Source organism: Mesorhizobium sp. M0601 (assembly GCF_040320845.1).
Taxonomy (GTDB): Bacteria; Pseudomonadota; Alphaproteobacteria; order Rhizobiales; family Rhizobiaceae; genus Mesorhizobium.
Genome location: NZ_JAMYQK010000062.1, coordinates 1 through 21,641 on the forward strand (window position 1 = coordinate 1; position 21,641 = coordinate 21,641).

The window sequence follows — 21,641 nt, forward strand, 5'->3', positions numbered from 1 at the left end:
ACCCCCACCCCCCCGCAACCGCCTACGCCGCGGGGGGGGGGGGGGGGGTTTTGTTTATAACCCCCCGCCCGACCCACACGCCCGCGCGGGCAAGGGCGCGGGCTTTGCTTATCTCGAGGGGAAGCCGGCGACATGGCCGGCAACGCCATTGTCCGTCAATTCGGCGAGCGCCAAAGACTGGTCGAGATGGTCGGCCCGCCAGGCGAGCAACTTCTCGGCAAATTCCAGCCGTGCCCGCAGATAGGCTGGGTCGTCAGCGACATTGGTCAACTCGCGCGCATCCTTCTCCAGGTCGAAGAGCAAGGGCGGCAGGCCTCCGCCGAAATGCACATATTTGAATTTTTGCGTGCGAATGACGGCGAGATTGCACTGACGCGGACCGACGCCGAAATACCGTTCGGCATCACCATCCGCGATCGAGCGGAAATCGAACTCCCAATGCGCCGCATCGCGCCAATTGTCCGGCTCCGTTGCGTCCAGGAAAGGCGCCAGCGAGCGGCCGTCGAGATGCGGCAGCACTTCGCCGCCAGTGAGCTCGAGCCCAGTGAGCTCAAGCAAGGTCGGCGCCAAATCCACCGCCTCGGTGAAGCGGTCGACGCTGCTGCCGGCAGCCTTGCGGCGGCGCGGATCGCGAATGATCAGCGGAATATGGAAGCTGCCGTCGAAGAAACCGCCCTTGCCCAGCATGAAATGATCGCCCATCATCTCCGCGTGGTCGGAGGTCAGCACGATGACGGTGTCGTCCCATGCATCGGCCGCCTTGACCGCTTGCCAGACACGGCCAAGCTGCGCGTCGACCTCCGAGATCATGCCGTAATAGAGCGCCCGGATGCGGCGAAAATTGTCGTCGCCCCAGTCGCGCACCTTGCCCTCCGAGCCGGGACGGAATTTCGACCGTTCCTGCCGGTCAAGTTCATAGGCGAGATAAGGGTGGCTTGCTGCTTCGGCCTGCCAGCTTTCCGCGCGGTCAAAAGCTGGACCGATGGCCGGATCGTACATGGCGTTGTAAGGCGCCGGCACGATGAAGGGCGGGTGGGGGCTGATGAAGGAAAGATGCGCGAACCACGGGGCATCGCGCTCCTGCTCGCCGAGCCAGCGGATGAATTCGCCGGCCAGGAAGGCCGACGGCGTCTCGTCCTTCGAATAGATTGGCGGACCGTTGCTGATCGCGCCGTCGTTTTCCAGGATTTCGCCCGCCGGGCGGTGAATGGCGGGGGAGCCGGCGCCGGCATCGACGCCGCGCGCCTTGAGCCATGACAGCCAGGGCTTCTGGTGCTCGGGCAGAAGCTGGCGCACGGTGAAGCCGGGCAGCACGCCTTCATAGCTTTTCAGCTGCGGGTCGCCAGGCGCCAGCGTGCGCGGGTCGCGCGCCATGTCGGTATAACCGAACAGCGTCGGATCATAGCCGAGGGCGCGTGCCCAGAGGGCTATGTTGCCGTGGCGGGCGTCGAGCGGCGTGCCGTTGCGGCAGACACGATTGTTCATCTGGTAGAGGCCGGTGTAGAGGCAGGCGCGTGCCGGCGAGCAAGGTGCGGCGCCGCCATAGTGCTTCTGGAACAGAACGCCCTCGGCGGCCAGCGCGTCGGCATTGGGCGTTCTTACCACCTTGTGGCCAGCAGCTGACAGGCAGTCGCCGCGCCACTGGTCGCAGGTGATCAGGAGAATGTTGGGGCGTTTTCCCGTCAACCGCGGTATCCTCACGCTGGCTACATGCGTCGCTCATGGAGCGCAATTTCGGCGAGTATGCAAGCCGGTCCAGTTTGCCGAATGGTGAACAAAACCTGCTTCGTCGTTCACTTTAACAGCACAGTCCATTCTGTGTTTGCCGCCTTTGCGGCCAGGAGGCGGATGCTCATATTTGCGTGGACAGCGGCAAGGGCCGCACCAGCACAAGGGAAGGAGCAACAGACATGCTCGACCAGGTCAAGGGCCTGCATCACGTCACGTCGATGGCCAGCGATGCGCGCCAGAACAATGAATTCTTCACCGGGACGCTCGGTCTGCGGCGGGTCAAGAAAACCGTCAATTTCGACGCACCCGATGTCTACCACCTCTATTACGGCGACGAGGTCGGCACACCCGGCTCGGTGATGACCTATTTCCCGTTTCCCAACATCGGCAAGGGCCGCCATGGCGTTGGCGAGGTCGGCACCACCGCTTACTCGGTGCCTGAGGGCACGCTCGGCTATTGGGAGAAACGGTTTGCCGAGCAAGGCGTCACCGGGCTGTCCCGCGAGGAGACGTTCGGCGAGAAGCGTCTTGCCTTCGCCGGCCCCGATGGCGACGGGTTTGCGCTGGTCGAGGACAGAGCGGACAACCGTGCGCCATGGGCCAAGGGTGGCATTCCCACCGACGAGGCGATCCGCGGCTTTCACTCGGTGTCGCTCAGGCTGAAAGACGGTGGCGCCACCGAAGAGCTGCTGAAATTCATGGGTTATGAGGAGATCGACAAGTCCGGCAATGTCAGGCGGCTGGCGGTGAAGAACGGCAACGGCGCCGATGTCGTCGATATCGAATCGCTGCCAGGGGCCGGCTTCGCCAATCTCGGCGCCGGCTCGGTCCACCATGTCGCCTTTGCCGTCGAGAACCGCGCCAAGCAGCTCGAAGTGCGCAAGGCACTCCTCGATACAGGTTATCAGGTGACGCCGGTGATCGACCGCGATTATTTCTGGGCGATCTACTTCCGCACACCGGGGGGCGTGCTGTTCGAGGTCGCCACCAACGAGCCGGGCTTCGACCGCGACGAGGATACCGCCCATCTCGGCGAGGCGCTGAAGCTGCCGTCGCAACACCAGCATTTGCGGCCCTATCTCGAGCAGCATCTGCAGAAACTGGAAGACTGAGGGCAGGGTTATGAGCAAGGATTCGTATATTCACAAGGTGCTGCCCGGTTCGCTGGACGGACCGTTGCTCTTCGTCTTCCATGGCACTGGCGGCGACGAGGATCAGCTTCTGTCGCTTGGGCGCGATCTTGCGCCGCAAGCGACGATCGTCGCCCCGCGCGGCGATGTCTCGGAACAAGGCGCCGCACGCTTCTTTCGCCGTACCGGCGAGGGCGTTTACGACATGGGCGATCTCACGCGAGCGACGGACAAGATGGCCGGCTTCGTCAAGGCACATGTCGAGGCGGCAAAGCCATCTTCGGTGCTAGGCCTCGGTTATTCCAACGGCGCCAACATCCTGGCCTCGGTGCTGTTTGCCGAACCGTCGCTGTTCGACGCAACGGTGCTGATGCATCCGCTGATCCCGTTCGAGCCGGAGGTCAAGGGCAGCCTTGACGGCAGCCGCATCCTGGTCACCGCCGGCAGGCGAGACCCGATCTGTCCGCCTGATTTGACGGCGCGGCTCGAAGCCTATTTGCGCGCCGATGGTGCCGATGTCACAGTCGAGTGGCATGACGGCGGCCATGAGGTGCGGCCGAGCGAGATCGAGGCGGCGCGGCAGTTGTTCGCCGTAGCGCCGGATGAAAGGACCGCAAGCCATGTCTGACCTATTGCCAGAGATCGAGCTGGAGGACCGCGGCTCGAAGGGCCGCTACTTCCTGCGTGGGCCGAGCGGCGCCGAGGCGGAGATGACCTTCACCAAGGTCGGCGAGCACCAGATCATCATCGACCATACCGAAGTGCCGGATGCATTTCGCGGCCAGGGCGCGGGACTTCGCCTCGTCACCCGTGCCGTCGAGGATGCACGTGCGGCGGGCAAGACGATCATCCCGCTTTGCCCGTTCGCCAATGCTCAGTTCCGCCGCCATCCGGAATGGGCGGACGTGCTGAAGCGGTAAGAGAGACAGCCCCTCGATGAATGACAGGAGAAAGGGTGCGCGGCTTTACCGCGTGCCGCTTCGACCATTGGCGGCGTACAAACATAAGGCAAACATGCGGGATTTGCGCAGAGCGCTCGCCTTGCCTAAGTATTGGCAACAACCGGCTCGCCCTCCGCGGCCCGACCACTTCAACCGAATGGCCCTCCATGACCGAATCCGATCTCGTTCCCGTCTTCGACGGCCACAACGACACGCTGCTCAGGCTCTACCAGTCGAAGGATGCGGACCTCGAAAAGCTGTTCGTCGAGGGGACGCCGAGTGGCCATATCGACCTGCCGCGCGCGAAGAAAGGCGGATTTGCCGGCGGCATGTTCGCGATCTTCCCGCCGCCTGTCGAGAAATCCAAGCGCGGCGCGGTGCCGCTGGCGCCGAGCGACAGTGAGCCCTTGCCGCCCGAGGTTCCGCGCGCCGATGCGCTCAACTCCACCATAGCGATGGCCTCGATCCTGTTCAGGCTGGAGCGGGCTTCGGCGCTCACTGTCTGCCGCACCGCCGGCGATGTGAGGAAGGCGATGGCGCAAGGCTCGATCGCGGCGGTCTTCCACATCGAAGGGGTCGAGGCGATCGACCCTGAGCTCACCCTGCTCGATGTCCTCCACGCAGCCGGCCTGCGCTCGCTCGGTATCGTCTGGAGCCGTCCCAATGCCTTCGGCCACGGCGTGCCGTTCCGTTTCCCGTCGTCGCCCGATACAGGGCCGGGGCTGACCGATGCCGGCAAGGCGCTGGTGAAAGCCTGCAACCAGCTGAAGATCATGATCGATCTTTCGCATCTCAACGAAAAAGGTTTCCGCGACGTCGTCGAGATCAGCGACGCACCGCTGGTCGCGACCCATTCCAACGTGCACGCGATCTGCGGCCATTCGCGCAACCTCACCGAATGGCAGCTCGGCGCGATCCGCGACTCCGGCGGCATGGTCGGGCTGAATTTCGCCACCGGGTTCCTGCGTGAGGACGGCAGGATGAACGCCGACACCAGTCTCGACATCATGGTGCGCCATGTCGATTCGCTGCTGCAGGCGCTGGGCGAAGACGGCGTCGGCCTGGGCTCGGATTTCGACGGCGCCATGATCCCGGCCGTGATAGGCGACGTTGCCGGCCTGCCAAGATTGCTCGACGCTTTCGCGGCTCGCGGCTTCGGGCGCGCGCTGATCGAGAAGATCGCCTATCGCAACTGGCTCGGCATGCTGGAAAAGACCATCGGCTAAGCGGGTGATGCCGGCTTGACCGGAATGCGATTTGGAGGCCGACTATTCGAAACCCATGCGTTTAAGCCAGTCCCGGCCAATGCCGCGGTCGCGGATGATCGGCAGCGGATCGGTCGAATCCAGCCTGGCACAAATACGGTAGGCCTCCAGTGTTTCAGCGCTCATCTCGCCGTGTTTGTAGAAGAACATGGCCGCAGCATAGCGGGTGCGGCCCGACCATTTTTCGCCGAGCGGTGTGTTGATCAGCTGCCACTGTTCGGCGGCTTCGGCGTCGAGTTTGGGACTGTCGGTGTCGTCGGCCATATTTAGAAATCCGCAGGCGGATTGGCAGTGCGGCGGCCGAGCCTGACGACCAGCCGCAGCACCAGTTTGGCACGCTTCAGCAGCTTTTGATATTGCAGCTCGCGCCCGGCGTAGATCTCGACCCAAGGTCCGCTGCAGGCGGGCTCGGCGGCGCTGATCTGGTCTCCATCGCCGGGATCGCTGCCTTTCGCCGACGGATGCCTTCGACGACGTTTTATCCAAGGATGCAATCTCGACGAGAACATTCGAATATGGGCAGCCATGCAGAAGGTGCTTGACAGTGGCAAACACCGTCCCACTGATCTTCGCGGCCGATGCCGGTCGGCTAGCCGGCGATGCTGGAGACCATCACCCCGATGAAGACAACAGAGGCGCGCGAAGCCCTCCTCGAACCGGCGCGAAAAAGCGATTCCGAAAAGCGCGGCCGCAAAGCGTCGAAAGAGACAAGGCAGGTTCAACTGATCGAAGCGACTATCGATTCATTGGCCAAGCGCGGTTATTCGGAAACGACTATGGCCGACGTCGCCGACGGCGCCGGCCTGTCGCGCGGCATCGTCAATTTCCATTTCGAGAGCAAGGAGAAGCTGCTCGTCGCCACTTTGCAGTACATGCATGACGAGTATTCGGCGCATTGGCGCAGCGCCTTGCAAAGGGCCGGCGATGATCCCGCCCGCCAGCTGCAGGCATTGGTGGCAGCCGATTTCAACCGCTCGATCTGCAACAAGCGCAAGCTGGCTGCTTGGTGTGCCTTCTGGGGCGAGGCCAAATCGCGACCGAAATATCAGGCGCTGAGCAGCGCACGCGATGCCGTCTACCAGAATATATTCATCGATCTTTGCGCGGCGCTCAAGCAGAGCGGCTTCTATGCCTATGAGCCGCAAGTCATGGCGCTGGCGCTCAGCGCCATGCTGGATGGTCTGTGGCTGCATTTGATGATGGGCACCGAGGACGCCACACGCGAGACGGCGCTGCAGGCCGCGAACGAGTTCCTGTCTGCGGCATTCCCCAAGCACTATCCGAACTCAGCAGCCCGCGGTGCCAGGCCGGCGTGAACCATCAAAAAGAGGGTGGATCAGCAATGAAGACAATGATCCGGCGCCTGACATTCGAGAAGATCAAGGCCGGCTAATGAAGTTCAAGATCGAACGAGCCGATGTGGCCATCGTCGGCGCCGGCTTCACCGGCCTGTCGGCCGCGCGTGAATTGAACCACGCCGGCATCGATGTCGTGCTGCTCGAAGCCCGCGACCGTGTCGGCGGCCGCGTCGAAGCCGTGCAGAACGGGCTCGGCGAGCGGATCGACAGCGGCGGCCAGTTCTTGTGCGAAGACATGCCGGAATTAATGGCGCTGGTGCGAGCGCGCGGCAAGACATTGGTCGAGACCCATGTCGCAGGCGAATTCGTCACGCAGCCGCGAATGAGCGAGGCGCAAGCGGGGCGCACTTACGGCACCGCGATGCGAATGCGCGAGCGGATGAACGCGATCGCACCGACCGACCCGGCCATCGCCGGCTTGACAGTCGCGGCATGGCTCGATCGCCAGAACGATCCCGACGATGCCAAGGCCGCCTTTCGGTCGATGATCGAGGGCCTGTGGTGCCTGGCAATGGAAAGGCTGCCGCTGTGGTACTTGATCGACAATGATCGCCGCATCACCAACGAGGTGTCGGAGCTGCAGTATTTCGTGGGCGAAACCATGCATTCGCTGGCGGATGATCTTGCGCGGGATCTCGGCGATCGACTGCGGCTGAATACAGCTGTCGAGGCTATTGAGCACGGGCCGGGAGGGGTTCGCGTCGTTTCGCCCGCCGGCGTGACCGAGGCACGAGCGGTACTGGTCGCGCTACCGCCGATGATGGCCTCGAGAGTGGATTTCGTGCCGCCGCTGCCGGCTGCGCTGGAGAGAGCCCTCGGCGTCTGGCAAAGCGGCGCGGTGATCAAAATGCTGGTGCGCTATCCCAAGGCTTTCTGGCGCGACAGGGGCTTGAGCGGCATGGTAATGTGGCGGGAGCCGCACGGACTTTTTGCCTGCGATGCCAGCAAGGATGAGGATCATGCAGCACTTGTCGTCTTCATCGGCGGGCCGCTGGCGCAGCGCTGGCGGGATATGGACAGCGCGGCGCTACGCGCAACGGTGACATCAAAGCTGCAAGATGCGCTCGGTATCGAGGCCGCCGGCGTCACCGATCTCAGCCATCGCGACTGGACCGGGGATCACTGGAGCGGCGGCGGTTACAGCGATTCGATCGTCGATGCGACGGCAACGGATGCCGAACGCATTATCCGGGCGGGCGCCCCGCCGGTGCATTTTGCCTCGTCGGAGCTGTCGCCGTCATTTCCGGGCTATGTCGAGGGCGCGATCGTCGCCGGTCGCACTGCTGCGCAAAAAATTATTCAGTCGGTTATCGCCAGCAGAGCCTCAGGGTCATAAGCGAGGCGGATCGAGGTGCCGACCTGCATCGACGCGCATTGCCACGAGCTCGGCCTGTTGGTCCGGCTACTGATCAACATGTGCGTGATGTCGCCGCCATTAATCATCAAGCGCCAGTAGATCGACGATATGGTGTCGATCCTGCGCGAAGGCATTTCGCGCGCGATGGACGATCTGCGCCGCGAAGATGTCTGGCGGGGATAGGCGTTTATCGCCGGCAAGCCGTGGCATTGGTCGGCCGCTGGCAAGGTGGGCGAGGTCGATGAACTGGGCGGTGCTGCGATCTTCCTGGTTTCCGACGCGTCGAGCTTCATGACCGGCCAGATCATCTATATCGAAGGCGACATGACCCGGACCCGTATGAGCGCGACTGTCGCTGTCGGGCGCATGGAAGACCGGTCGGCCTCGGGGCCGCCCCGCAAAAGGCAGGGCTCGTCATTTGCACGCTCTTATCTTCACCGCTAAGCTTCTTTGGCTGGGGTATTTTCCTCAGATCACATTCGCCATCCCAAGGATCTCATGACACCCGACACAGCAACGCGCGAACAGTTCGCCATCGATCTCGCGCGGCGCGCCGGCGCGCTCGGCCTGGAGTATTTTCGCGACCTCGACAGCCTCGCCATCGAGAGCAAAGGTCATCAGGACATGGTCTCGCAGGCTGACCGCGAGGTCGAGCTGTTCATCCGTGCGGCAATGAAAGCCGCTTACCCGACCGATGGAATTGTCGGCGAGGAGCATGCCTCGGTCACCGGATCGAGCGGGCATGTCTGGGTGATAGATCCGATCGACGGCACCGCGAATTTCGTGCGGGGCATTCCGGCCTGGTGTGTGGTCATCGCCTGCGCCAAGGACGGCGACACTGTCGTGGGTGTCATCCACGAGCCCTCTACCGGCGAAACGTTCCATTGCCGCAAGGGCGGCGGCGCTTTTCTCAACGGCAAGCCGATCAGGGCAAGCGCGGCCACCAGCCTGACCGACGGCTCGTTGGGCACCGGCTTTTCCAACCGCGCCGAAATTCAGAACGTCGCAACGCTCATCGGCTTGCTGTTTTCAAAGGGCGGCGTGTTTTTCCGTAACGCATCCGGCGCGTTGATGCTCGCCTATGCGGCCGCCGGCAGGCTGCTCGGCTATGTCGAAGAGCATATGAACGCCTGGGACTGCCTGGCAGGCATGCTGCTGGTGGAAGAAGCCGGCGGCACTATAGTCAAGCCCGACCCAAAGACGGTGCTGGAAAACGGCGCGCTGGTGATTTGCGCCGGCAGCGGCGTGTTCGCCCAGGTCCGCCAGCTCTGCGTGCAATCCTTCAAGCTTTGATCAGAACCGGTCCGCATGAGCAGCGGCGATTTGTATTCCACTGTCAGGCCCTCCTCGGCTGCCTGCAGATGCGGATCGCCGGCTCCGCCCCACCAGATGTCTCCCTTTGGGTTGGCGGCCTCGGCGCGCAATTGCGCATAGATTTCGCCAGCGCTCTTGCGGGTCATATTGACGTGATGCCGGTCTTCTCCTCGAACGCCCGCGCCGTCTGCTGGCACCAGACCTCGTCAACGCCGCAAGACATGGTCAGGCTTTCGGCGGACGCCGATGACGACGCGGCCCACATACCGGCGGCGAGGATGCCGGCGCAGAGAATTGCCCTTTTATCATGTTGAAATTCCTCCCTAATTTATTTGCCGACTTATGAAATGCAGATACGCGGAAAATTCAAGTTGGAAGGGTACGGCCGCCTTTGCGCCTTTCGCCGACTTCCCGCTCGATGTGTTCGACAGGTTGATGCGGATCAATCTTTGCAGCCACCTGGCCGACCGTCCTGCGCCGCCGAACATTCTCAGACGATGGCCCGGTCCCAGCCGCCATAATGCGCAGCGCTGCGCGTGCCCCGCGGCAGGCTGAGCCCGACCAGCAGCGCTCCGATCGCCAGATTGGCGAGGCTCGCCGCCGCGCCGCCGGCGAGCATGAACGGAGAGAGGGCGATCCAGGCTCCAAGCGCTATGTTCACAAAGCGGACGGCGCGCGCCACCTCGGCCATCGCCGTAACGGCGATCATGATGACCAGGCAGCCGGTGACATGGTCACTGAAGTAGAGCGGCGGGCTGGTGCCGAAGACAAGCGGCGTGATCATCAGCAGGGTGCCGGCGAGTGTGCTGGCGACAAGGGTCCGGGGGAAATTCACACCGCCAGTGACGAAGTCCCGCGCCACTGCCGATAGCGGCCGGTCGAGATCCGGCGTTGGCGTCTGGTCCTCCGAAAGTGCCGGACCTCCGCACCAGAATGTGCGCCAGAACGGCTCTCCCGCTTGTTTCGCATGCCAAAGATACTGGCAGCTCGCCAGCACCTCGTCGACCGAATAAGGGATGAGGACGACGGTGACGGCAGCCTGGACGATGCAGAGCGTGCACAGCGCTCCGATGAGCGGTGGCTGGATGATGATGAAGCCGACGCTGACCACACCGAGCGGAACGACCAGCAAGCCGAACAAAAGCACCATCCACGGCATGGTGCGCCAGCGGCGGCGATCGCCGATCGCGCCCGCGAGGATATCCAGCGCATAGGCAAAGGCGCCCAGCCCGGCATCGGCGATCGGAAAACCCTTGGAGACCCAGGAGGTGACCACCGCCTCGCTGCCATTGCCGGCCGGCGTTTCGCCCGGGCCGAAGAACGGATCCCAAAGACTGTCGATGTGCCCTAGCTGATAGGCAGCGAGATAGCGCGAGACGAACAGGCCGACAAAGGCGAGGCCGATTATGGGAATGCGCTGGGTGAAGAGGGAGGGCGAATAGCTCCAGCCGAGCGGGCGGTCGTCATCGGCGGCAAGGGCACGCCGGCTGATACCCGGCGTCGGCGGGATCATCACCGCGAACGCGACGATCAGCATGCCGGCCAACGTGTCGGTCGCGTAGGCTCCGGCGCTGGTGGTCCAGAACAGCAGCGGCGCGAACATCACCCAAACCCCGATCGAGGCGGTGATCCATTGCAGCCCGTGCCAGCGCCGGCGCGTGCCGACGAGCGCCAGCGACAGGATGGCGAGGCCGGATACAATCTCACTGATGCCGAGCCTGCCGTCGCGCGTCTCCGGCGAGGCGATCTCATGTCCGAGCGCCGGCGGAATCGGTGCTGATGCGGGATCGAACAGGCCGAGCGTGAAGGGCGACGCCACGAGCCACAGCCCGATCGCAACGTTGGTCAGCGGCGCCCAGAGCGTTGCGGCCCGGCGGTGTTCGGTTTCCGCCTCGACCTCGTCGTCCGAGCGCTCGAGCGGGCGCTGCAGCCGTTCGGCGGCCTGGTCGAGCTCGGGCGCGGAAGCGGCGGCCGCCGACGGTTCAAGCTTGTTCTTCTTGTACCAGTCGGTAGGATCCGCCTTCAGTCGCCGGATCATTTCCGGCAAGGTAGCGGTCAGGCGGTGCCGCGGGTTCCAGCCAAGCAGGCGCCTGGCGCGGGAGATGTCGATCTCGTAGTGATCGTCGGCGTTCTCGATCATCCATGGTTTGATGTCGGTCTCCTGGTCGAGAACCTTCTCCTGCATCCAGGCGCCGAGCTTCGTCACCTCTTTCGGCAGGGACAGGGTCCGCCAGGTCTCGCCATGCAGGAGCTGCCCGATCTGCTTCTGCATCTCGTCGTAGGACGGCGTCTCTTCTTCGCCGATCAGCAGTACGGTCTCGTCGGGAAGCGGGCTGCGCCGGTCGACAGTGCGCACCACGGCGTCGACGAGATCGTCCAGATGCAGGTAGGGCTGGCCGGTGGTGATGTCGCCGGTGAAAAGATAGGCGGTCGGCATGCGCTCGAAAATGCGGGCGATCTGCTGGGCGATGAAGGCCGCGTGACAATCCTCGTCATAGACACCCGCCAGTCGCAGGATCGCAACCTTGATGTCGCCGTGCTCCTTCTGGATCAGCGTCTCGGTCTCGGCCTTCGATCTCGGATAGGCCCAGGCCGGATCGATCGGCGATCGCTCGTCGATCCTGGCGCCCCTTGCCGGGCTCGGCGCATGCACCAGCAGCGTGCTCGAAAACACGAACTGCTCCGTCTCGAACCCCTTCAGCGCGTTCAGCAGCCGGCGCGTTCCCTCGACGGTCACCGCGCCGTATTTCGGATTATCCTCGCCGGTCGTGTCGTAATAAGCCGCGAGATGGATCACCGAGGCAACGCGGCCGCCGCTCCGCTCGCGCACCTCGGCCAGTGCCTTCGCAACGCTCGCGTCCGAGGTAAGGTCGATCTCGATCGTCTCGACGCTGGGCAAGGTTCGTCTGGCAACATCAAGGCCGATGATGTCGTAGCGCTCCATCAAGCCGCGAGCGATGGCCTGGCCCAGAAACCCGCTGCTGCCTGTGATCAGGACGGTGGGACGGGTTTTGCCGGTCATGGCGAATCTCCTTGGCGATAGCCGGGTAGAAGAAGCCGAATGCTTCGGTCGCACTCCGAACCATGTTCGTTGAGAACGGTTCCCGATGAGGTAGCACCACAGAATGGGTGCGCGCGGCGATCCGTCAGACCGACGGCCATTCGTGCCGGCGGATTGCGTTCGTGCACAAGTGCAGGACTCCCATTGGTCTACCGGCCGCGAAGGGAAGCGACCAGAATGTCGATCAGCAGCTTGCCGCAGCGACGATCCGGATCGCGGTCGGGATTATAGATCGTCACCTCCATCCCAATCACGCGTGGATCGTTGCACCATGTGCGAAGGGCTTCGACAGCTTCGTCGGGCAAGACACCGCCGGCCTCCGGCGTATCGACAGCCGACATGATCTCGCTGTCCAGCACGTCGACATCGAAGTGAACGAATACACCCTCGACGTCCTGCCCTGCGACCGCGTCAAGCGCTATGCGTGCCGCATCGGCGATGCCGCGCCGCCGCACTTCAGCCAAATCCATCCGGTGAACATCGGTGTCGAAGACGGCCTTGGACCTGTAAGTCGCGGGGTCCTGCACATCGCGATAGCCAAACGCGACTACGTCGGCCTCACGGACCAAAGGAGTGTGCTCGCCGAAATCGATCAGGAGCGTCGGGCCATGGCCGGTCACGAAGGCCAAATCCATGCCCGCGGCTCCCTTTGACGGCGAGGTATCCGGCAATTTGAAATCGGTGTGCCCATCGAAGAAGATAAGGCCGTAGCGGCCACGACGCCGTAGCGCGAGCGCAGGGCCAAGCAACACACTGCAATCGCCGCCGAGCATGAGCAGGAACCCTCCCGAGTTCAGCTCCTCGTCGACCGCTTCGGCAAGCGTCTTGGAATACTGGCGCAGGGCCTGGGCATTGCGCACGCCCGTCGCAGGATCCACCTCAGGCCGATAAGGCGGAGCCCGAACCGAGCGCAACGGACCGGCGCCTAAACGGTCGGCGAGACCAAGCGATTGAAGTGTCTCCGGCGCCTTCCACACGCCGGGCTCCGGCTCACCCTCCTGCGGCATCAGCCCAAGATTAGAGGGCGCGCCGAGCAAAGCGATATGTCTCGTCTGAGTGGTGTCTCGCGGCATTGTCGTGCCGGCAGCTGAGGTCATGATCAGAGTTCTCCGCGTTATGGGCGATACGCATCATGCTCAAGAAACAGGCTGCGCTTTCCTGACCGGTCTCCCGCTGCCCTTGCCGCCGTGTACCTCCGGTTGGTGTCACGCGTCAGGCAGCGTCGCGAGTGACGCGTATTGCTCGTTCAGCGCCACCGTTTCGTCAGCGGTGATTTCGAAGTCGATGTTGTCCCGCGGATGCAGGTTCGCCTTGGGCAGCGGCGTCGTCCCGCGCTGCCGGGGCAGATCTCGATACCGGTCGCTTGGGCCATATCGGATTTCCAGGAGGCGAACTGCCGTCTTTGAACTATGCGTGGTGCGCGCGCGTTCTGGCGGCCTTCTGCGCCGCCGCCTTCCTTCCGCTGGCGCCTTTCGTCTCGGCGGCCTTCTTGGCAGCGGCCGAGCGCTCCTCAGCCGTCCGGCGCGAGGCCGCACGCTTGGCTTGCTGCGCCAGCGCCTCGTGCGACGCCGTACTCCTCGGCTCGTGCTCGAGCACCTTGGAGACGGCTTTCGAGACCCGCGGGCGGCGTTTCGGCGTGCGTTCACCCTGGCCGGCCTCATAGGCGTATTCGGCGCTTTTGCGCGTGCTCTCCTTCACCTTGCCCTTTTTGGGCGGGGGCAGGTCTACGCCTGCGCGTCTTGCCTCGGAAAGCCCGATGGCGATGGCCTGCTGGGTCGAGCGCGCGCCGTGCTCGCCGCGGCGGATTTTATCGATCTCCTCGTGCACGAACTCGCCGGCCTGTGTGCTCGGCGATTTGCCCTCGCGCTTGTCCTTTCGGGCCTTCTCGATGGTTTTCTTGTCCGGCATTGTCCTTCTCCCTCATACGGGTTGCGACAGCCATTCGGGTTGCAGCTGCGCGCGGTCTTATGAGGATCATAACGCGTTGAGGACGCAAATGATCCCGGGACTGGTGATCCAAGCCCCAGCTGTCAGGACGTCGACGCCGATCTGTCCGAAATCAGATGGCGCAAGAACCATCGGCTCGCCAGGCCCGCGACTTCGTCCAGGGCGCCGGGCTCCTCGAACAGGTGCGTCGCGCCAGGGACGATGGCGAGCTCCTTCTCGCAGTGGAGCGCCGCCAGCGCCGAGCGGTTGAGCGCGATCACCTGCTTGTCCGCGCCTCCGACGACGAGCAAGGTCGGCGCCCGGACGCGCGGCAGGGCGTGCGCTGCAAGATCGGGCCGGCCACCACGCGAAACCACGGCCGCGGCCTGGTCGGGCCGCTCGGCCGCCGCCACCAGGGCGGCACCGGCGCCCGTGCTCGCGCCGAAATAGCCAAGACGCAACCCCGATGTTTCCGGCGAGGCGCCGAGCCAATCCGTGACGCCGACCAGCCGGTCGGCGAGCAGTCCGATATTGAAGCGCAACTCGGCCGTGACCTGGTCGATCCGCTCCTCTTCGGCCGTTAACAGGTCGATGAGGAAGGCGGCGAGGTTCGCCTCGTTCAGCCTTCCTGCCACGTAGCGGTTGCGCGGGCTGTGGCGGCTGCTTCCGCTGCCATGGGCAAAGAGCACAAGGCCACGAGCATCCGAGGGCAACGAAAGATTGCCCTCAAGCGTGACAGGTCCCGCGGGAACATGCACGACGTGCTCGCTATTCCGGTCCATATCCATCTCCGCTATGTCGATCTGGTGCCAGGCGCCGGACCCGCGCCCGCGCGCCCAGCCAATTCCTCTTCGGAAGCGGCGGGCTTGGGCCCGGACCTGGCGAGGAGCGCGCGGACCTCTTCATCGCTCGTCTGCGAGAAATCCACGTACCAGCGCCCGACACCCAGCAACGGCTCTGGTGTCGTCGCGCAAACGACCTCGTCGGCGTCCGCCCGCATCGCGTCGCAAGTGTCGGGGCTACCGACGGGAACGGCCGCGACAACATGGGCGGCGTGGTTTTTTCGCAGCGCCTTGATCCCGGCCCGCATGGTCGATCCGGTCGCAAGCCCGTCATCCACGAGGATAATGGTTCGTCCATTCAACTGCGGTGGGGGTCGCCCGTCCCTATAGAGGTGCTCGCGGCGCAGAAGCTCTTTTTCCTCCTTTGCAGCGACCGCGTCGATGACATGTGGCGGGATCGCGAGACCGTTGACGATTTCGTCGTTCAGGACACGTACACCTGAGGGCGCGATCGCCCCCATGGCCAGTTCCTCGTGACCGGGGACGCCGAGCTTGCGCACGACGAAGACGTCGAGCGGTGCCTTGAGTGCCTGCGCGACCTCGTAGCCGACCGGCACGCCGCCTCGGGGCAGCGCCAATACGATCACATCGTCGCGGCCGGCAAAGCGAACGAGTTCCCCGGCGAGTTGCCGCCCGGCCTCGCGGCGATCTGAAAAGATGATAGCCATGACCTTCAATCCGCGTGCATCTGTTTTCCCGGTGGATGTTTTTTCACCAGCCTGCGTCCACATTCCGTGGGATGGCTGCGGCACCGGTACCATTTTGGAACTCGCTCGCTGCCTGGACGTTCCAAGAATAGTTTCGATCGCGAGGTGCCGGCACCGGCACGCGCCTCAGCGCGGATCGGGAAGATCGAAGATAGTGATCCGTACATGCCTCGTCCGGCCAGCTGGCAATCTAGCGATGCGTCGCAACAGGTCCGTCTGGCGACTTGTTGCCTCAGCAATCAGGGAAAGGAAGATCCCATGCAAGTTCAGGAGATCATGAGCCGTCGGACCGAACTGGTCGGCCCGAACACGACAATCAGGGATGCCGCCCGGAAAATGCGGGCCGACAATCTCGGCGCCCTTCCGGTCGGCGAGAATGACAGGCTGGTCGGCATGGTGACAGACCGCGACATCGTGATGCGCGGCGTCGCCGAGGAGCGCTCAGCCGGCAACACGACCGTTCGCGAGGTCATGTCCGAGCATGTCTATTGGTGCTTCGATGACGCCGATATCACCGATGCGGCGAAGATCATGGCCAAGCATCAGGTGCGTCGTCTTCCGGTGATCAATCACGACAAGCGCCTCGTCGGCGTCATCGCCCTGGCCGACCTCGGGCGGACCGATGAGGAAGCCGCCAAAATCGCTCTCGAAGGCGTTTCCGAGGCAACGGACGATCCCCGGCGCTAGACGCTCGCTGGGCGGTTGCCGCCGTGCTCGCCGTTCTTCTCCATCTGGGCTGAACGCCGCCTGCTCAGGCAGCCTTCAGTTTGGCAACTATCGCGCTTTCACTTCTATGCGGCGTGTCTTGTCCTTTGCAGCGGGGTTCTTCGGAAGCTCGACAGCCAAAATGCCGTTTCTGAAAGTGGCCTGCACCTTGTCGGCATCGATCTCCGCTTCCAGCGGGATGGTCCGCTGAAACCGGCCATAACTGCGTTCGCTGTAGGTGCGGCCGCCTTCGCCTTCCTTGTGCTCCGAACGCTTCTCGCCCGTAATAAAGAGGGTGTTTTCGCGCAGCTTGAGCTCAACGTCCTTCTGCTCGAGCCCCGGCAATTCGGCGGTGACCTTATAGGCTTGGTCTGTTTCATGTACGTCGACGCTCGGCCAAAGATCGCCGGCCGTAGTCGCTTCGGCCATCGGCGCGAAGAAGTCGTCGAACAGGCGGTCAATCTGCCGGTGGAATGACGTGAGCGGGTCGCGCGCGGATGGGTAGAGGCTGCGCGATGGCGTCCGGGGCGCCAAATCGTGATGTGCCATGGTTCTTCTCCTGTTTTTTGTGTCTGCATCACTCGTCGCCATGTGATCGGCGACGGCAAACAAAACTCGTCCACCCATGAGGATGTTCCGGTGCCGGCCAAGAAAGGTGGTCGAAAAACAGCGGCAAAAAAGCCGGCCCGAATTCCCTCATGACGGGACCTCCGACAACAGACGGGACCTCCGACAATAAATGCGCATCGGGACATGCGCATGGGGGAACAACGGGCAGGTACGGCTGTTTGGTCACATCACCTAGTCGGATTTGAACGGAAGGAGGATTTCGATGAACGCCACCGGACTCGACGTATTCGACAAGACACTGCAGACCACGAACATCTGGCTCGACGAGATCATGGACGAGATTGGACCGGATCGGCAGGTCGCCTGGCACGTTCTCGGAGCGGTGCTGCACGCCCTTCGCGACCGTATGCAGCCGGATCTTGCAGCCCACCTCGGCTCGCAGCTGCCGATCCTGGTGCGCGGCGCCTTCTATGACCAATATCAGCCTTCCAAAGCTCCCGAGAAGATGCGGTCGCTCGACGAGTTTCTGGCCAAGATCAAGGCGGAGCTGGAATTTACCCGCCCGGTCGATTCCAAGGATGCATTCAGGGTCGTGTCCAAGGTACTCGCCCATCACGTCGGAGAAGGACAGATGCACAAGGTCTGGGAATCCCTGCCGGGCGAGATAAGACGCGTCGCCGAAGCTCAGCAAGCGGCGTGAACGGCGCAGGCGCGGGCTTCTCGGTCGCAACCTCCTTGGGGAAATAGCAATGCCACTCACCCTTATCAGCCCGGCGTTCCGGGCAGGCGGAAGAATTCCCGAAAAATATGCGCGTGACGGCCAGAACGTCTCGCCGCCGCTGAAGTGGTCCGGTGTCCCGGATGGTACCAAGAGCCTTGTTCTTGTCGTGCGGGATCCCGATGCACCAAGCGGGATTTTCGGGCACTGGGCGGTGTTCAACATCCCGCCGGATGCCGGGGGACTAGCCGAGGCCGAAGACGGCAAGCCCGGCCCGTCGGCACTCAGGCAAGGCACCAACGATTTCGGCAATGCGTATTACGATGGTCCGCAGCCGCCTGCAGGGCACGGCATCCACCATTACCACTTCCTGCTGGCCGCGCTCGATGTGCCGAGCCTCAGCGTACCAGGACAGGCGGGCGTGCATCAGGTCTGGAAGCAAGCCCAGAAACACGCATTGGAGGAGACGGAGCTGGTCGGAACCTACGAACGGCCGGCCTGACGCGGGCGGCGTCGGTCGCCGCCTTCACAATGTAATCTGGGCAAGCGGTTTTCGGGCAGGGCCGTGGATGACCGAACCGTCGGCCGCGAAGATCGAGCCGTGGCAGGGACAATCCCAGGTGTGGTCCGCATTGTTCCAGGTTACGGTGCAGCCCTTGTGGGTGCAAATGGCCGAAACCGCCTGGAGTGCGCCTTCGGTGTCTCTCCACGCCGCAATCTTTTCGTCTCCCCTGACGATCACGCCACCCGTGCCAGGCGCAATGTCGTGGGTGCTCGAGACGATCGATTGACTGCGGCCGTTCTTGTGGAAGTCCTCGGGATAGGGCCGCGCCGGATCGTAGAGTTTTTGCCAAGGGCTCGGGCGGCCGCAGATCAGGTCGGCGATCATCGCGCCCACGGCCGTCCCGTTGGTGATGCCCCAGGCGTTGAAGCCCGTGGCAATGTGGAAGCCGGCGGCCTTGGCGGGATCGGGCTCGCCGGCATATGGAATCCTGTCGGCCGTATCATAATCCTCATTGCACCAGCGCCACGCGACGTCGCCGACCGGAAGGTTCTTTCTTGCCCAGTTTTCCAGTTCGACGAACCGCTTGGCCACGTCGCCGTCCCAGCCGGTGTTGAACTTGGGGCCGAGCGTGACCAGCAGTGGACCTTCGGCATCACGGCCCGTGCGGACGGAATGCGTCGGGTCGTCGATGCCGATGAACATGCCGTCGACAGGGAGGGGATCATCGATCCGAAAGGCCATGGCGGTGTGGCAGCGCGGTTGCGTCCGGTTCGCCATGCCGACGGGGCTCTTCACCGTCATGTTGGTGGCGACGACGACATGCCCGGCATCAACGGCGCCGCCATCGGTGGCAACGCGCCAGCGGCTTGCCTCGTCGATCGAGGTGGCGCGGCTGTTTTCGAAGATCCGACCGCCACGGGCCGTCACCGCTTCCGCCAGGCCAACCAGATACATCGCCGGATTGAACTGCGCCTGGTCAGAAAACCGTAGCGCGGCGGCCGTTTCGAAAGGCAGCGGCGCGCGGTCGAGGAGATCGGCCTCTAGCCCGACCTGGCGCGCGGCCTCCGCCTCGGCCGCGACCTCCGCGCGCCGGCTTTCACTGCAGGTGAAGGTATAGGCGTCCTTGCTCTCGAGATCGCAGGCGATAGCGTAGTTGTTAACCCAGTCGCGGATTTGTCGGGCGCCGGCGGAATTCGCATCGGCATAGGTCCGCGCCAGGTCCCGGCCTACGCTGTCAATGAGATGACGATAGATCAGCGCATGCTGCGTGGTGATCTTGGCCGTCGAGCGGCCGGTCACCTGGCCACCTGTCCGCAAGCCTTCCAAGACGATCACCGACCGGCCCGTCTCGCAAAGCCGAAGCGCCGTCGTCAGCCCGACGATTCCAGCCCCCACGACAACGGCGTCCGCACGGACCAAACCTTCGAGCTGGGGATAGTTCGTGGAGGTGGCCGTCGCCACCCAACAGCTCCCCGGTTTTCCCAAGAGAGTGGCCATTTCAACCGCGTTCCTTGCTTTTGCTTTTCGATGCACTTTCATCGACAACCGCGCCGGCAGAGGAACGTTCCCGAGGTTGGTCGGTTTCAATCGTTCTCTCGCCACCCCGGGTCAGAAAAGCACCGGGAAGATGCGAGCTGCAGGCCATCACCCAGGTGATCGCCTCGCGGTCGTATTCGTCGCCGGAGCGCCAGTCCTCGAAGAAGGCGTTCAGCCTATCGACACGCCCCGGCCAGATACCGGCGGCCTGCAGGCCGAGCGAAACGCCGTAATTGGTGAAGGCGAACTTGGTATCGCGCAGCCATGGCGCGCGGCTGAAATAACCGGGCGGGTCGACCCACATCGTTTCCAGGGTTCGCAGCGAACGCCTCGTCTGGGCCTCGGCCCACGGCTCGTCGGGAAAGAAATGGGCGAGCCACAGCATCATGCCGAGGCCGAGGTCCTGGTCGATGTCGAGGCTGCGCCAATCGCGCTCCATCAGGTCACGCATCTGCGCGATCTCGGGCGCCAGTTCCTCGTCGTCGAGCATTCGGTAAGAGACGTAGCCGTCATAGGCATCCATGCTGCCGAGGCCGTAGCCGGGGTAAGGACCGCTCAAATCCTCCTGCATCTTCCAGAACACGCCGCGGCCGGGGACCACAAACGCCGGGTGAATGTCCCGCGCCAGCGTAATGCCGCGCTTGCGGTATTCCGGCTTCAGATCGCCGAGACGCGCCAGGGCGAACAGCCACATCGCCAGATAGTGGAAATACTGGCCGTCGCGATCGGCCGCTTCGCCGATCCTCAGTCCGCGCCGGCGGCCGAGCACACGCTCGACATCGGCCACCAGCCGCGCGGCTTCGCCCATCCAGCGCTCTTCGCCAGTTTCCGCATAAAGCGAGACGTAGAGCACGACCCCGAATGCATCGGTCCACAGATATCGCAAGCCGTTGGGCCAGATGCCTTCGCCGCGCATCCAGTCGAGTTTTTGCAGGACATAATCGACGTCACGCAGCATCGCGCCAAGGCCCGAATCCACGGCAGACTTTGCCGATGTTCGGTTCCATGCGATTGCGGGCATGCGGCATATCTGCCTCCGCTCCGGTTGGCCTTAGCCAGATACCGCGAAACGATCTGATCGGCGGCAGGTTCCTTGGCCGCTTTCACCGGCGCGACCCTCACGATTCTCGCGGAGACTTTGCAGGCTGAAGGAACAGCAGAATTATGATGCGCTGCGCTGGCCACGGATCGGTATCGCAACTGACGCTGCGCCGGAGCCCTTTAAGGTCGCCTGCGGTCTGGCTGCGGGGACGTTGGAAATCGTCGACACACCGGCCGGCGAGCGGACGCGGCTGACCATCGATCGCCAGGCCGACGATCTGGCAGCGACGGTGATCATCGACCGGCCCGGCGGGCCGGAGACGCTTCGCCTCGAACCTGTCGGCGACAACCATCACCGCCTTGAGAGCACCGTCGCCCCTGCCGAACCGCATGAGTTCCAGGCAGGTCTGGTGCTGACCGCGAAAGATCGCGAACAGGTGCTGCCGTTCAAGATGGTCGAACCCGAAGGTCACCATCATTAGGTCGACTGGCGGATATGCGGTTCAATGACCGATCTCGCGGCCTGTGCTGGTCTGTTCCTGGCGGCCTTGCTCGCCGCTACGATCCTGCCGATGCAATCGGAAGCAGTGCTGGTCGAGCTCGTGCTTGCGGATTACTCGCCCTGGCTGCTCATCGGAGTCGCGAGCGTCGGCAACGTGCTTGGATCGGTGATCAACTGGCGGCTCGGGCGAGGCATCGAGCGCTTTCGGGGCCAACGGTGGTTTCCGATGAACCAAGCGCAACTGGACCGCGCGCAAGTGTGGTATCGCCGCTATGGAAAGTGGTCGCTCCTGCTGAGTTGGCTGCCGGTTGTCGGTGATCCGCTAACCGTCGTCGCGGGCGTCCTGCGCGCGAGCCTTTTCGGGTTTTCCTTTTGCTGGTCACTGCCGCCAAGGTCGGCCGCTATCTGGTTCTTGCCGCCGTGACCCTGAGC

23 protein-coding genes and 3 pseudogenes are annotated in these 21,641 nt (G+C 63.6%); 14 read left to right on the top strand and 12 right to left on the bottom strand.

The features are described from left to right. Window positions 1–108: 108 nt before the first annotated feature. Window positions 109–1,686 (bottom strand): alkaline phosphatase family protein, encoded by a 1,578-nt coding sequence (locus NKI41_RS31065; protein ID WP_352686683.1) that lies wholly within the window; start codon window positions 1,684–1,686, stop codon window positions 109–111. A gap of 224 nt (window positions 1,687–1,910) precedes the next feature. On the opposite strand from NKI41_RS31065, the gene NKI41_RS31070 reads away from it, so the two are divergent. The 4 genes from NKI41_RS31070 (at window position 1,911) to NKI41_RS31085 (ending at window position 5,028) form a co-directional block, all read left to right on the top strand. Continuing rightward, on the top strand, window positions 1,911–2,843 hold the full coding sequence (locus tag NKI41_RS31070) for a VOC family protein (RefSeq protein ID WP_352618794.1): 933 nt from the start codon (window positions 1,911–1,913) through the stop codon (window positions 2,841–2,843). 10 nt (window positions 2,844–2,853) lie between these two features. Then, window positions 2,854–3,489 (top strand): alpha/beta hydrolase, encoded by a 636-nt coding sequence (locus NKI41_RS31075; RefSeq protein WP_352686686.1) that lies wholly within the window; start codon window positions 2,854–2,856, stop codon window positions 3,487–3,489. Next, window positions 3,482–3,781 (top strand): GNAT family N-acetyltransferase, encoded by a 300-nt coding sequence (locus tag NKI41_RS31080; RefSeq protein ID WP_352451160.1) that lies wholly within the window; start codon window positions 3,482–3,484, stop codon window positions 3,779–3,781. The genes NKI41_RS31075 and NKI41_RS31080 overlap by 8 nt, the downstream gene beginning before the upstream one ends. A 188-nt stretch (window positions 3,782–3,969) precedes the next feature. After that, window positions 3,970–5,028 carry a dipeptidase gene (locus NKI41_RS31085; RefSeq protein WP_352686689.1) on the top strand — a complete coding sequence of 353 codons (1,059 nt, stop codon included), beginning with the start codon at window positions 3,970–3,972 and terminating at the stop codon, window positions 5,026–5,028. A gap of 42 nt (window positions 5,029–5,070) precedes the next feature. Here NKI41_RS31085 and NKI41_RS31090 read toward each other — a convergent pair whose 3' ends face one another. Then, window positions 5,071–5,331 (bottom strand): hypothetical protein, encoded by a 261-nt coding sequence (locus NKI41_RS31090; RefSeq protein WP_352686691.1) that lies wholly within the window; start codon window positions 5,329–5,331, stop codon window positions 5,071–5,073. A gap of 2 nt (window positions 5,332–5,333) precedes the next feature. Next, on the bottom strand, window positions 5,334–5,594 hold the full coding sequence (locus tag NKI41_RS31095; RefSeq protein WP_352686720.1) for a hypothetical protein: 261 nt from the start codon (window positions 5,592–5,594) through the stop codon (window positions 5,334–5,336). 72 nt (window positions 5,595–5,666) lie between these two features. On the opposite strand from NKI41_RS31095, the gene betI reads away from it, so the two are divergent. The 5 genes and pseudogenes from betI to NKI41_RS31120 all read left to right on the top strand — a co-directional run bounded on the left by betI (window position 5,667) and on the right by NKI41_RS31120 (window position 9,075). Then, the gene (betI, locus tag NKI41_RS31100) at window positions 5,667–6,383 is read left to right on the top strand and encodes a transcriptional regulator BetI (RefSeq protein WP_502895733.1); all 717 of its coding nucleotides are present in this window, start codon (window positions 5,667–5,669) and stop codon (window positions 6,381–6,383) included. A 76-nt stretch (window positions 6,384–6,459) separates the two neighbouring features. Beyond that, complete coding sequence (locus tag NKI41_RS31105) at window positions 6,460–7,761, top strand: flavin monoamine oxidase family protein (RefSeq protein WP_352686694.1); 1,302 nt, start codon at window positions 6,460–6,462, stop codon at window positions 7,759–7,761. A 27-nt stretch (window positions 7,762–7,788) separates the two neighbouring features. Beyond that, window positions 7,789–7,965: pseudogene (locus NKI41_RS31110) on the top strand (aspartate aminotransferase family protein); the annotation flags it as partial. Between the two features lie 45 nt (window positions 7,966–8,010). Then, entirely contained in the window at window positions 8,011–8,226 is a 216-nt protein-coding gene (locus tag NKI41_RS31115; RefSeq protein WP_352686697.1) for a hypothetical protein, read from the top strand. Between the two features lie 54 nt (window positions 8,227–8,280). Next, on the top strand, window positions 8,281–9,075 hold the full coding sequence (locus NKI41_RS31120) for an inositol monophosphatase family protein (RefSeq protein ID WP_352686700.1): 795 nt from the start codon (window positions 8,281–8,283) through the stop codon (window positions 9,073–9,075). 20 nt (window positions 9,076–9,095) lie between these two features. Here NKI41_RS31120 and NKI41_RS31125 read toward each other — a convergent pair. The 6 genes and pseudogenes from NKI41_RS31125 to NKI41_RS31150 all read right to left on the bottom strand — a co-directional run. After that, window positions 9,096–9,361, bottom strand: a pseudogene (locus tag NKI41_RS31125) (substrate-binding domain-containing protein); the annotation flags it as partial. Window positions 9,362–9,586: 225 nt separating this feature from the next. Further along, the gene (locus NKI41_RS31130) at window positions 9,587–12,118 is read right to left on the bottom strand and encodes an NAD-dependent epimerase/dehydratase family protein (protein ID WP_352686703.1); all 2,532 of its coding nucleotides are present in this window, start codon (window positions 12,116–12,118) and stop codon (window positions 9,587–9,589) included. A 188-nt stretch (window positions 12,119–12,306) separates the two neighbouring features. After that, on the bottom strand, window positions 12,307–13,254 hold the full coding sequence (locus NKI41_RS31135) for an arginase family protein (protein ID WP_352686706.1): 948 nt from the start codon (window positions 13,252–13,254) through the stop codon (window positions 12,307–12,309). A 310-nt stretch (window positions 13,255–13,564) separates the two neighbouring features. Continuing rightward, on the bottom strand, window positions 13,565–14,065 hold the full coding sequence (locus tag NKI41_RS31140) for a DUF6496 domain-containing protein (RefSeq protein WP_352451168.1): 501 nt from the start codon (window positions 14,063–14,065) through the stop codon (window positions 13,565–13,567). A 122-nt stretch (window positions 14,066–14,187) separates the two neighbouring features. Next, on the bottom strand, window positions 14,188–14,865 hold the full coding sequence (locus NKI41_RS31145) for a dienelactone hydrolase family protein (protein ID WP_352686709.1): 678 nt from the start codon (window positions 14,863–14,865) through the stop codon (window positions 14,188–14,190). An 11-nt stretch (window positions 14,866–14,876) separates the two neighbouring features. Continuing rightward, complete coding sequence (locus NKI41_RS31150; RefSeq protein ID WP_352686712.1) at window positions 14,877–15,593, bottom strand: phosphoribosyltransferase; 717 nt, start codon at window positions 15,591–15,593, stop codon at window positions 14,877–14,879. Between the two features lie 297 nt (window positions 15,594–15,890). Here NKI41_RS31150 and NKI41_RS31155 point away from each other — a divergent pair, with 297 nt between their 5' ends. Then, complete coding sequence (locus NKI41_RS31155) at window positions 15,891–16,319, top strand: CBS domain-containing protein (RefSeq protein WP_023677862.1); 429 nt, start codon at window positions 15,891–15,893, stop codon at window positions 16,317–16,319. A gap of 87 nt (window positions 16,320–16,406) precedes the next feature. Here NKI41_RS31155 and NKI41_RS31160 read toward each other — a convergent pair whose 3' ends face one another. Continuing rightward, complete coding sequence (locus NKI41_RS31160) at window positions 16,407–16,886, bottom strand: Hsp20/alpha crystallin family protein (protein WP_352471471.1); 480 nt, start codon at window positions 16,884–16,886, stop codon at window positions 16,407–16,409. A gap of 283 nt (window positions 16,887–17,169) precedes the next feature. On the opposite strand from NKI41_RS31160, the gene NKI41_RS31165 reads away from it, so the two are divergent. Continuing rightward, window positions 17,170–17,607 carry a DUF2267 domain-containing protein gene (locus NKI41_RS31165; RefSeq protein ID WP_023677864.1) on the top strand — a complete coding sequence of 146 codons (438 nt, stop codon included), beginning with the start codon at window positions 17,170–17,172 and terminating at the stop codon, window positions 17,605–17,607. A gap of 49 nt (window positions 17,608–17,656) precedes the next feature. Next, entirely contained in the window at window positions 17,657–18,127 is a 471-nt protein-coding gene (locus NKI41_RS31170) for a YbhB/YbcL family Raf kinase inhibitor-like protein (protein WP_352458289.1), read from the top strand. A 24-nt stretch (window positions 18,128–18,151) separates the two neighbouring features. Here NKI41_RS31170 and NKI41_RS31175 read toward each other — a convergent pair whose 3' ends face one another. Both NKI41_RS31175 and NKI41_RS31180 read right to left on the bottom strand, forming a co-directional pair. Beyond that, window positions 18,152–19,627 carry an FAD-dependent oxidoreductase gene (locus NKI41_RS31175; protein ID WP_352686715.1) on the bottom strand — a complete coding sequence of 492 codons (1,476 nt, stop codon included), beginning with the start codon at window positions 19,625–19,627 and terminating at the stop codon, window positions 18,152–18,154. A 1-nt stretch (window position 19,628) separates the two neighbouring features. Next, the gene (locus tag NKI41_RS31180; protein ID WP_352686717.1) at window positions 19,629–20,687 is read right to left on the bottom strand and encodes a hypothetical protein; all 1,059 of its coding nucleotides are present in this window, start codon (window positions 20,685–20,687) and stop codon (window positions 19,629–19,631) included. A gap of 232 nt (window positions 20,688–20,919) precedes the next feature. Between NKI41_RS31180 and NKI41_RS31185 the strand changes: the two genes are divergently transcribed. Together NKI41_RS31185 and NKI41_RS31190 are read left to right on the top strand one after the other, a co-directional pair. Beyond that, the gene (locus NKI41_RS31185; protein WP_352471467.1) at window positions 20,920–21,189 is read left to right on the top strand and encodes a hypothetical protein; all 270 of its coding nucleotides are present in this window, start codon (window positions 20,920–20,922) and stop codon (window positions 21,187–21,189) included. 24 nt (window positions 21,190–21,213) lie between these two features. After that, window positions 21,214–21,641: pseudogene (locus tag NKI41_RS31190) on the top strand (YqaA family protein); the annotation flags it as partial.

Excerpts from the sequence above, each read along its gene's own strand:
- NKI41_RS31070 (WP_352618794.1), top strand. The coding sequence starts at position 1,911 with ATGCTCGACCAGGTCAAGGGCCTGCATCACGTCACGTCGATGGCCAGC.
- NKI41_RS31075 (WP_352686686.1), top strand. The coding sequence starts at position 2,854 with ATGAGCAAGGATTCGTATATTCACAAGGTGCTGCCCGGTTCGCTGGAC.
- NKI41_RS31080 (WP_352451160.1), top strand. The coding sequence starts at position 3,482 with ATGTCTGACCTATTGCCAGAGATCGAGCTGGAGGACCGCGGCTCGAAG.
- NKI41_RS31085 (WP_352686689.1), top strand. The coding sequence starts at position 3,970 with ATGACCGAATCCGATCTCGTTCCCGTCTTCGACGGCCACAACGACACG.
- NKI41_RS31090 (WP_352686691.1), bottom strand. The coding sequence starts at position 5,331 with ATGGCCGACGACACCGACAGTCCCAAACTCGACGCCGAAGCCGCCGAA.
- NKI41_RS31095 (WP_352686720.1), bottom strand. The coding sequence starts at position 5,594 with ATGGCTGCCCATATTCGAATGTTCTCGTCGAGATTGCATCCTTGGATA.
- betI (WP_502895733.1), top strand. The coding sequence starts at position 5,667 with ATGCTGGAGACCATCACCCCGATGAAGACAACAGAGGCGCGCGAAGCC.
- NKI41_RS31105 (WP_352686694.1), top strand. The coding sequence starts at position 6,460 with ATGAAGTTCAAGATCGAACGAGCCGATGTGGCCATCGTCGGCGCCGGC.
- NKI41_RS31120 (WP_352686700.1), top strand. The coding sequence starts at position 8,281 with ATGACACCCGACACAGCAACGCGCGAACAGTTCGCCATCGATCTCGCG.
- NKI41_RS31130 (WP_352686703.1), bottom strand. The coding sequence starts at position 12,118 with ATGACCGGCAAAACCCGTCCCACCGTCCTGATCACAGGCAGCAGCGGG.
- NKI41_RS31135 (WP_352686706.1), bottom strand. The coding sequence starts at position 13,254 with ATGACCTCAGCTGCCGGCACGACAATGCCGCGAGACACCACTCAGACG.
- NKI41_RS31140 (WP_352451168.1), bottom strand. The coding sequence starts at position 14,065 with ATGCCGGACAAGAAAACCATCGAGAAGGCCCGAAAGGACAAGCGCGAG.
- NKI41_RS31145 (WP_352686709.1), bottom strand. The coding sequence starts at position 14,865 with ATGGACCGGAATAGCGAGCACGTCGTGCATGTTCCCGCGGGACCTGTC.
- NKI41_RS31150 (WP_352686712.1), bottom strand. The coding sequence starts at position 15,593 with ATGGCTATCATCTTTTCAGATCGCCGCGAGGCCGGGCGGCAACTCGCC.
- NKI41_RS31155 (WP_023677862.1), top strand. The coding sequence starts at position 15,891 with ATGCAAGTTCAGGAGATCATGAGCCGTCGGACCGAACTGGTCGGCCCG.
- NKI41_RS31160 (WP_352471471.1), bottom strand. The coding sequence starts at position 16,886 with ATGGCACATCACGATTTGGCGCCCCGGACGCCATCGCGCAGCCTCTAC.
- NKI41_RS31165 (WP_023677864.1), top strand. The coding sequence starts at position 17,170 with ATGAACGCCACCGGACTCGACGTATTCGACAAGACACTGCAGACCACG.
- NKI41_RS31170 (WP_352458289.1), top strand. The coding sequence starts at position 17,657 with ATGCCACTCACCCTTATCAGCCCGGCGTTCCGGGCAGGCGGAAGAATT.
- NKI41_RS31175 (WP_352686715.1), bottom strand. The coding sequence starts at position 19,627 with ATGGCCACTCTCTTGGGAAAACCGGGGAGCTGTTGGGTGGCGACGGCC.
- NKI41_RS31180 (WP_352686717.1), bottom strand. The coding sequence starts at position 20,687 with ATGCCCGCAATCGCATGGAACCGAACATCGGCAAAGTCTGCCGTGGAT.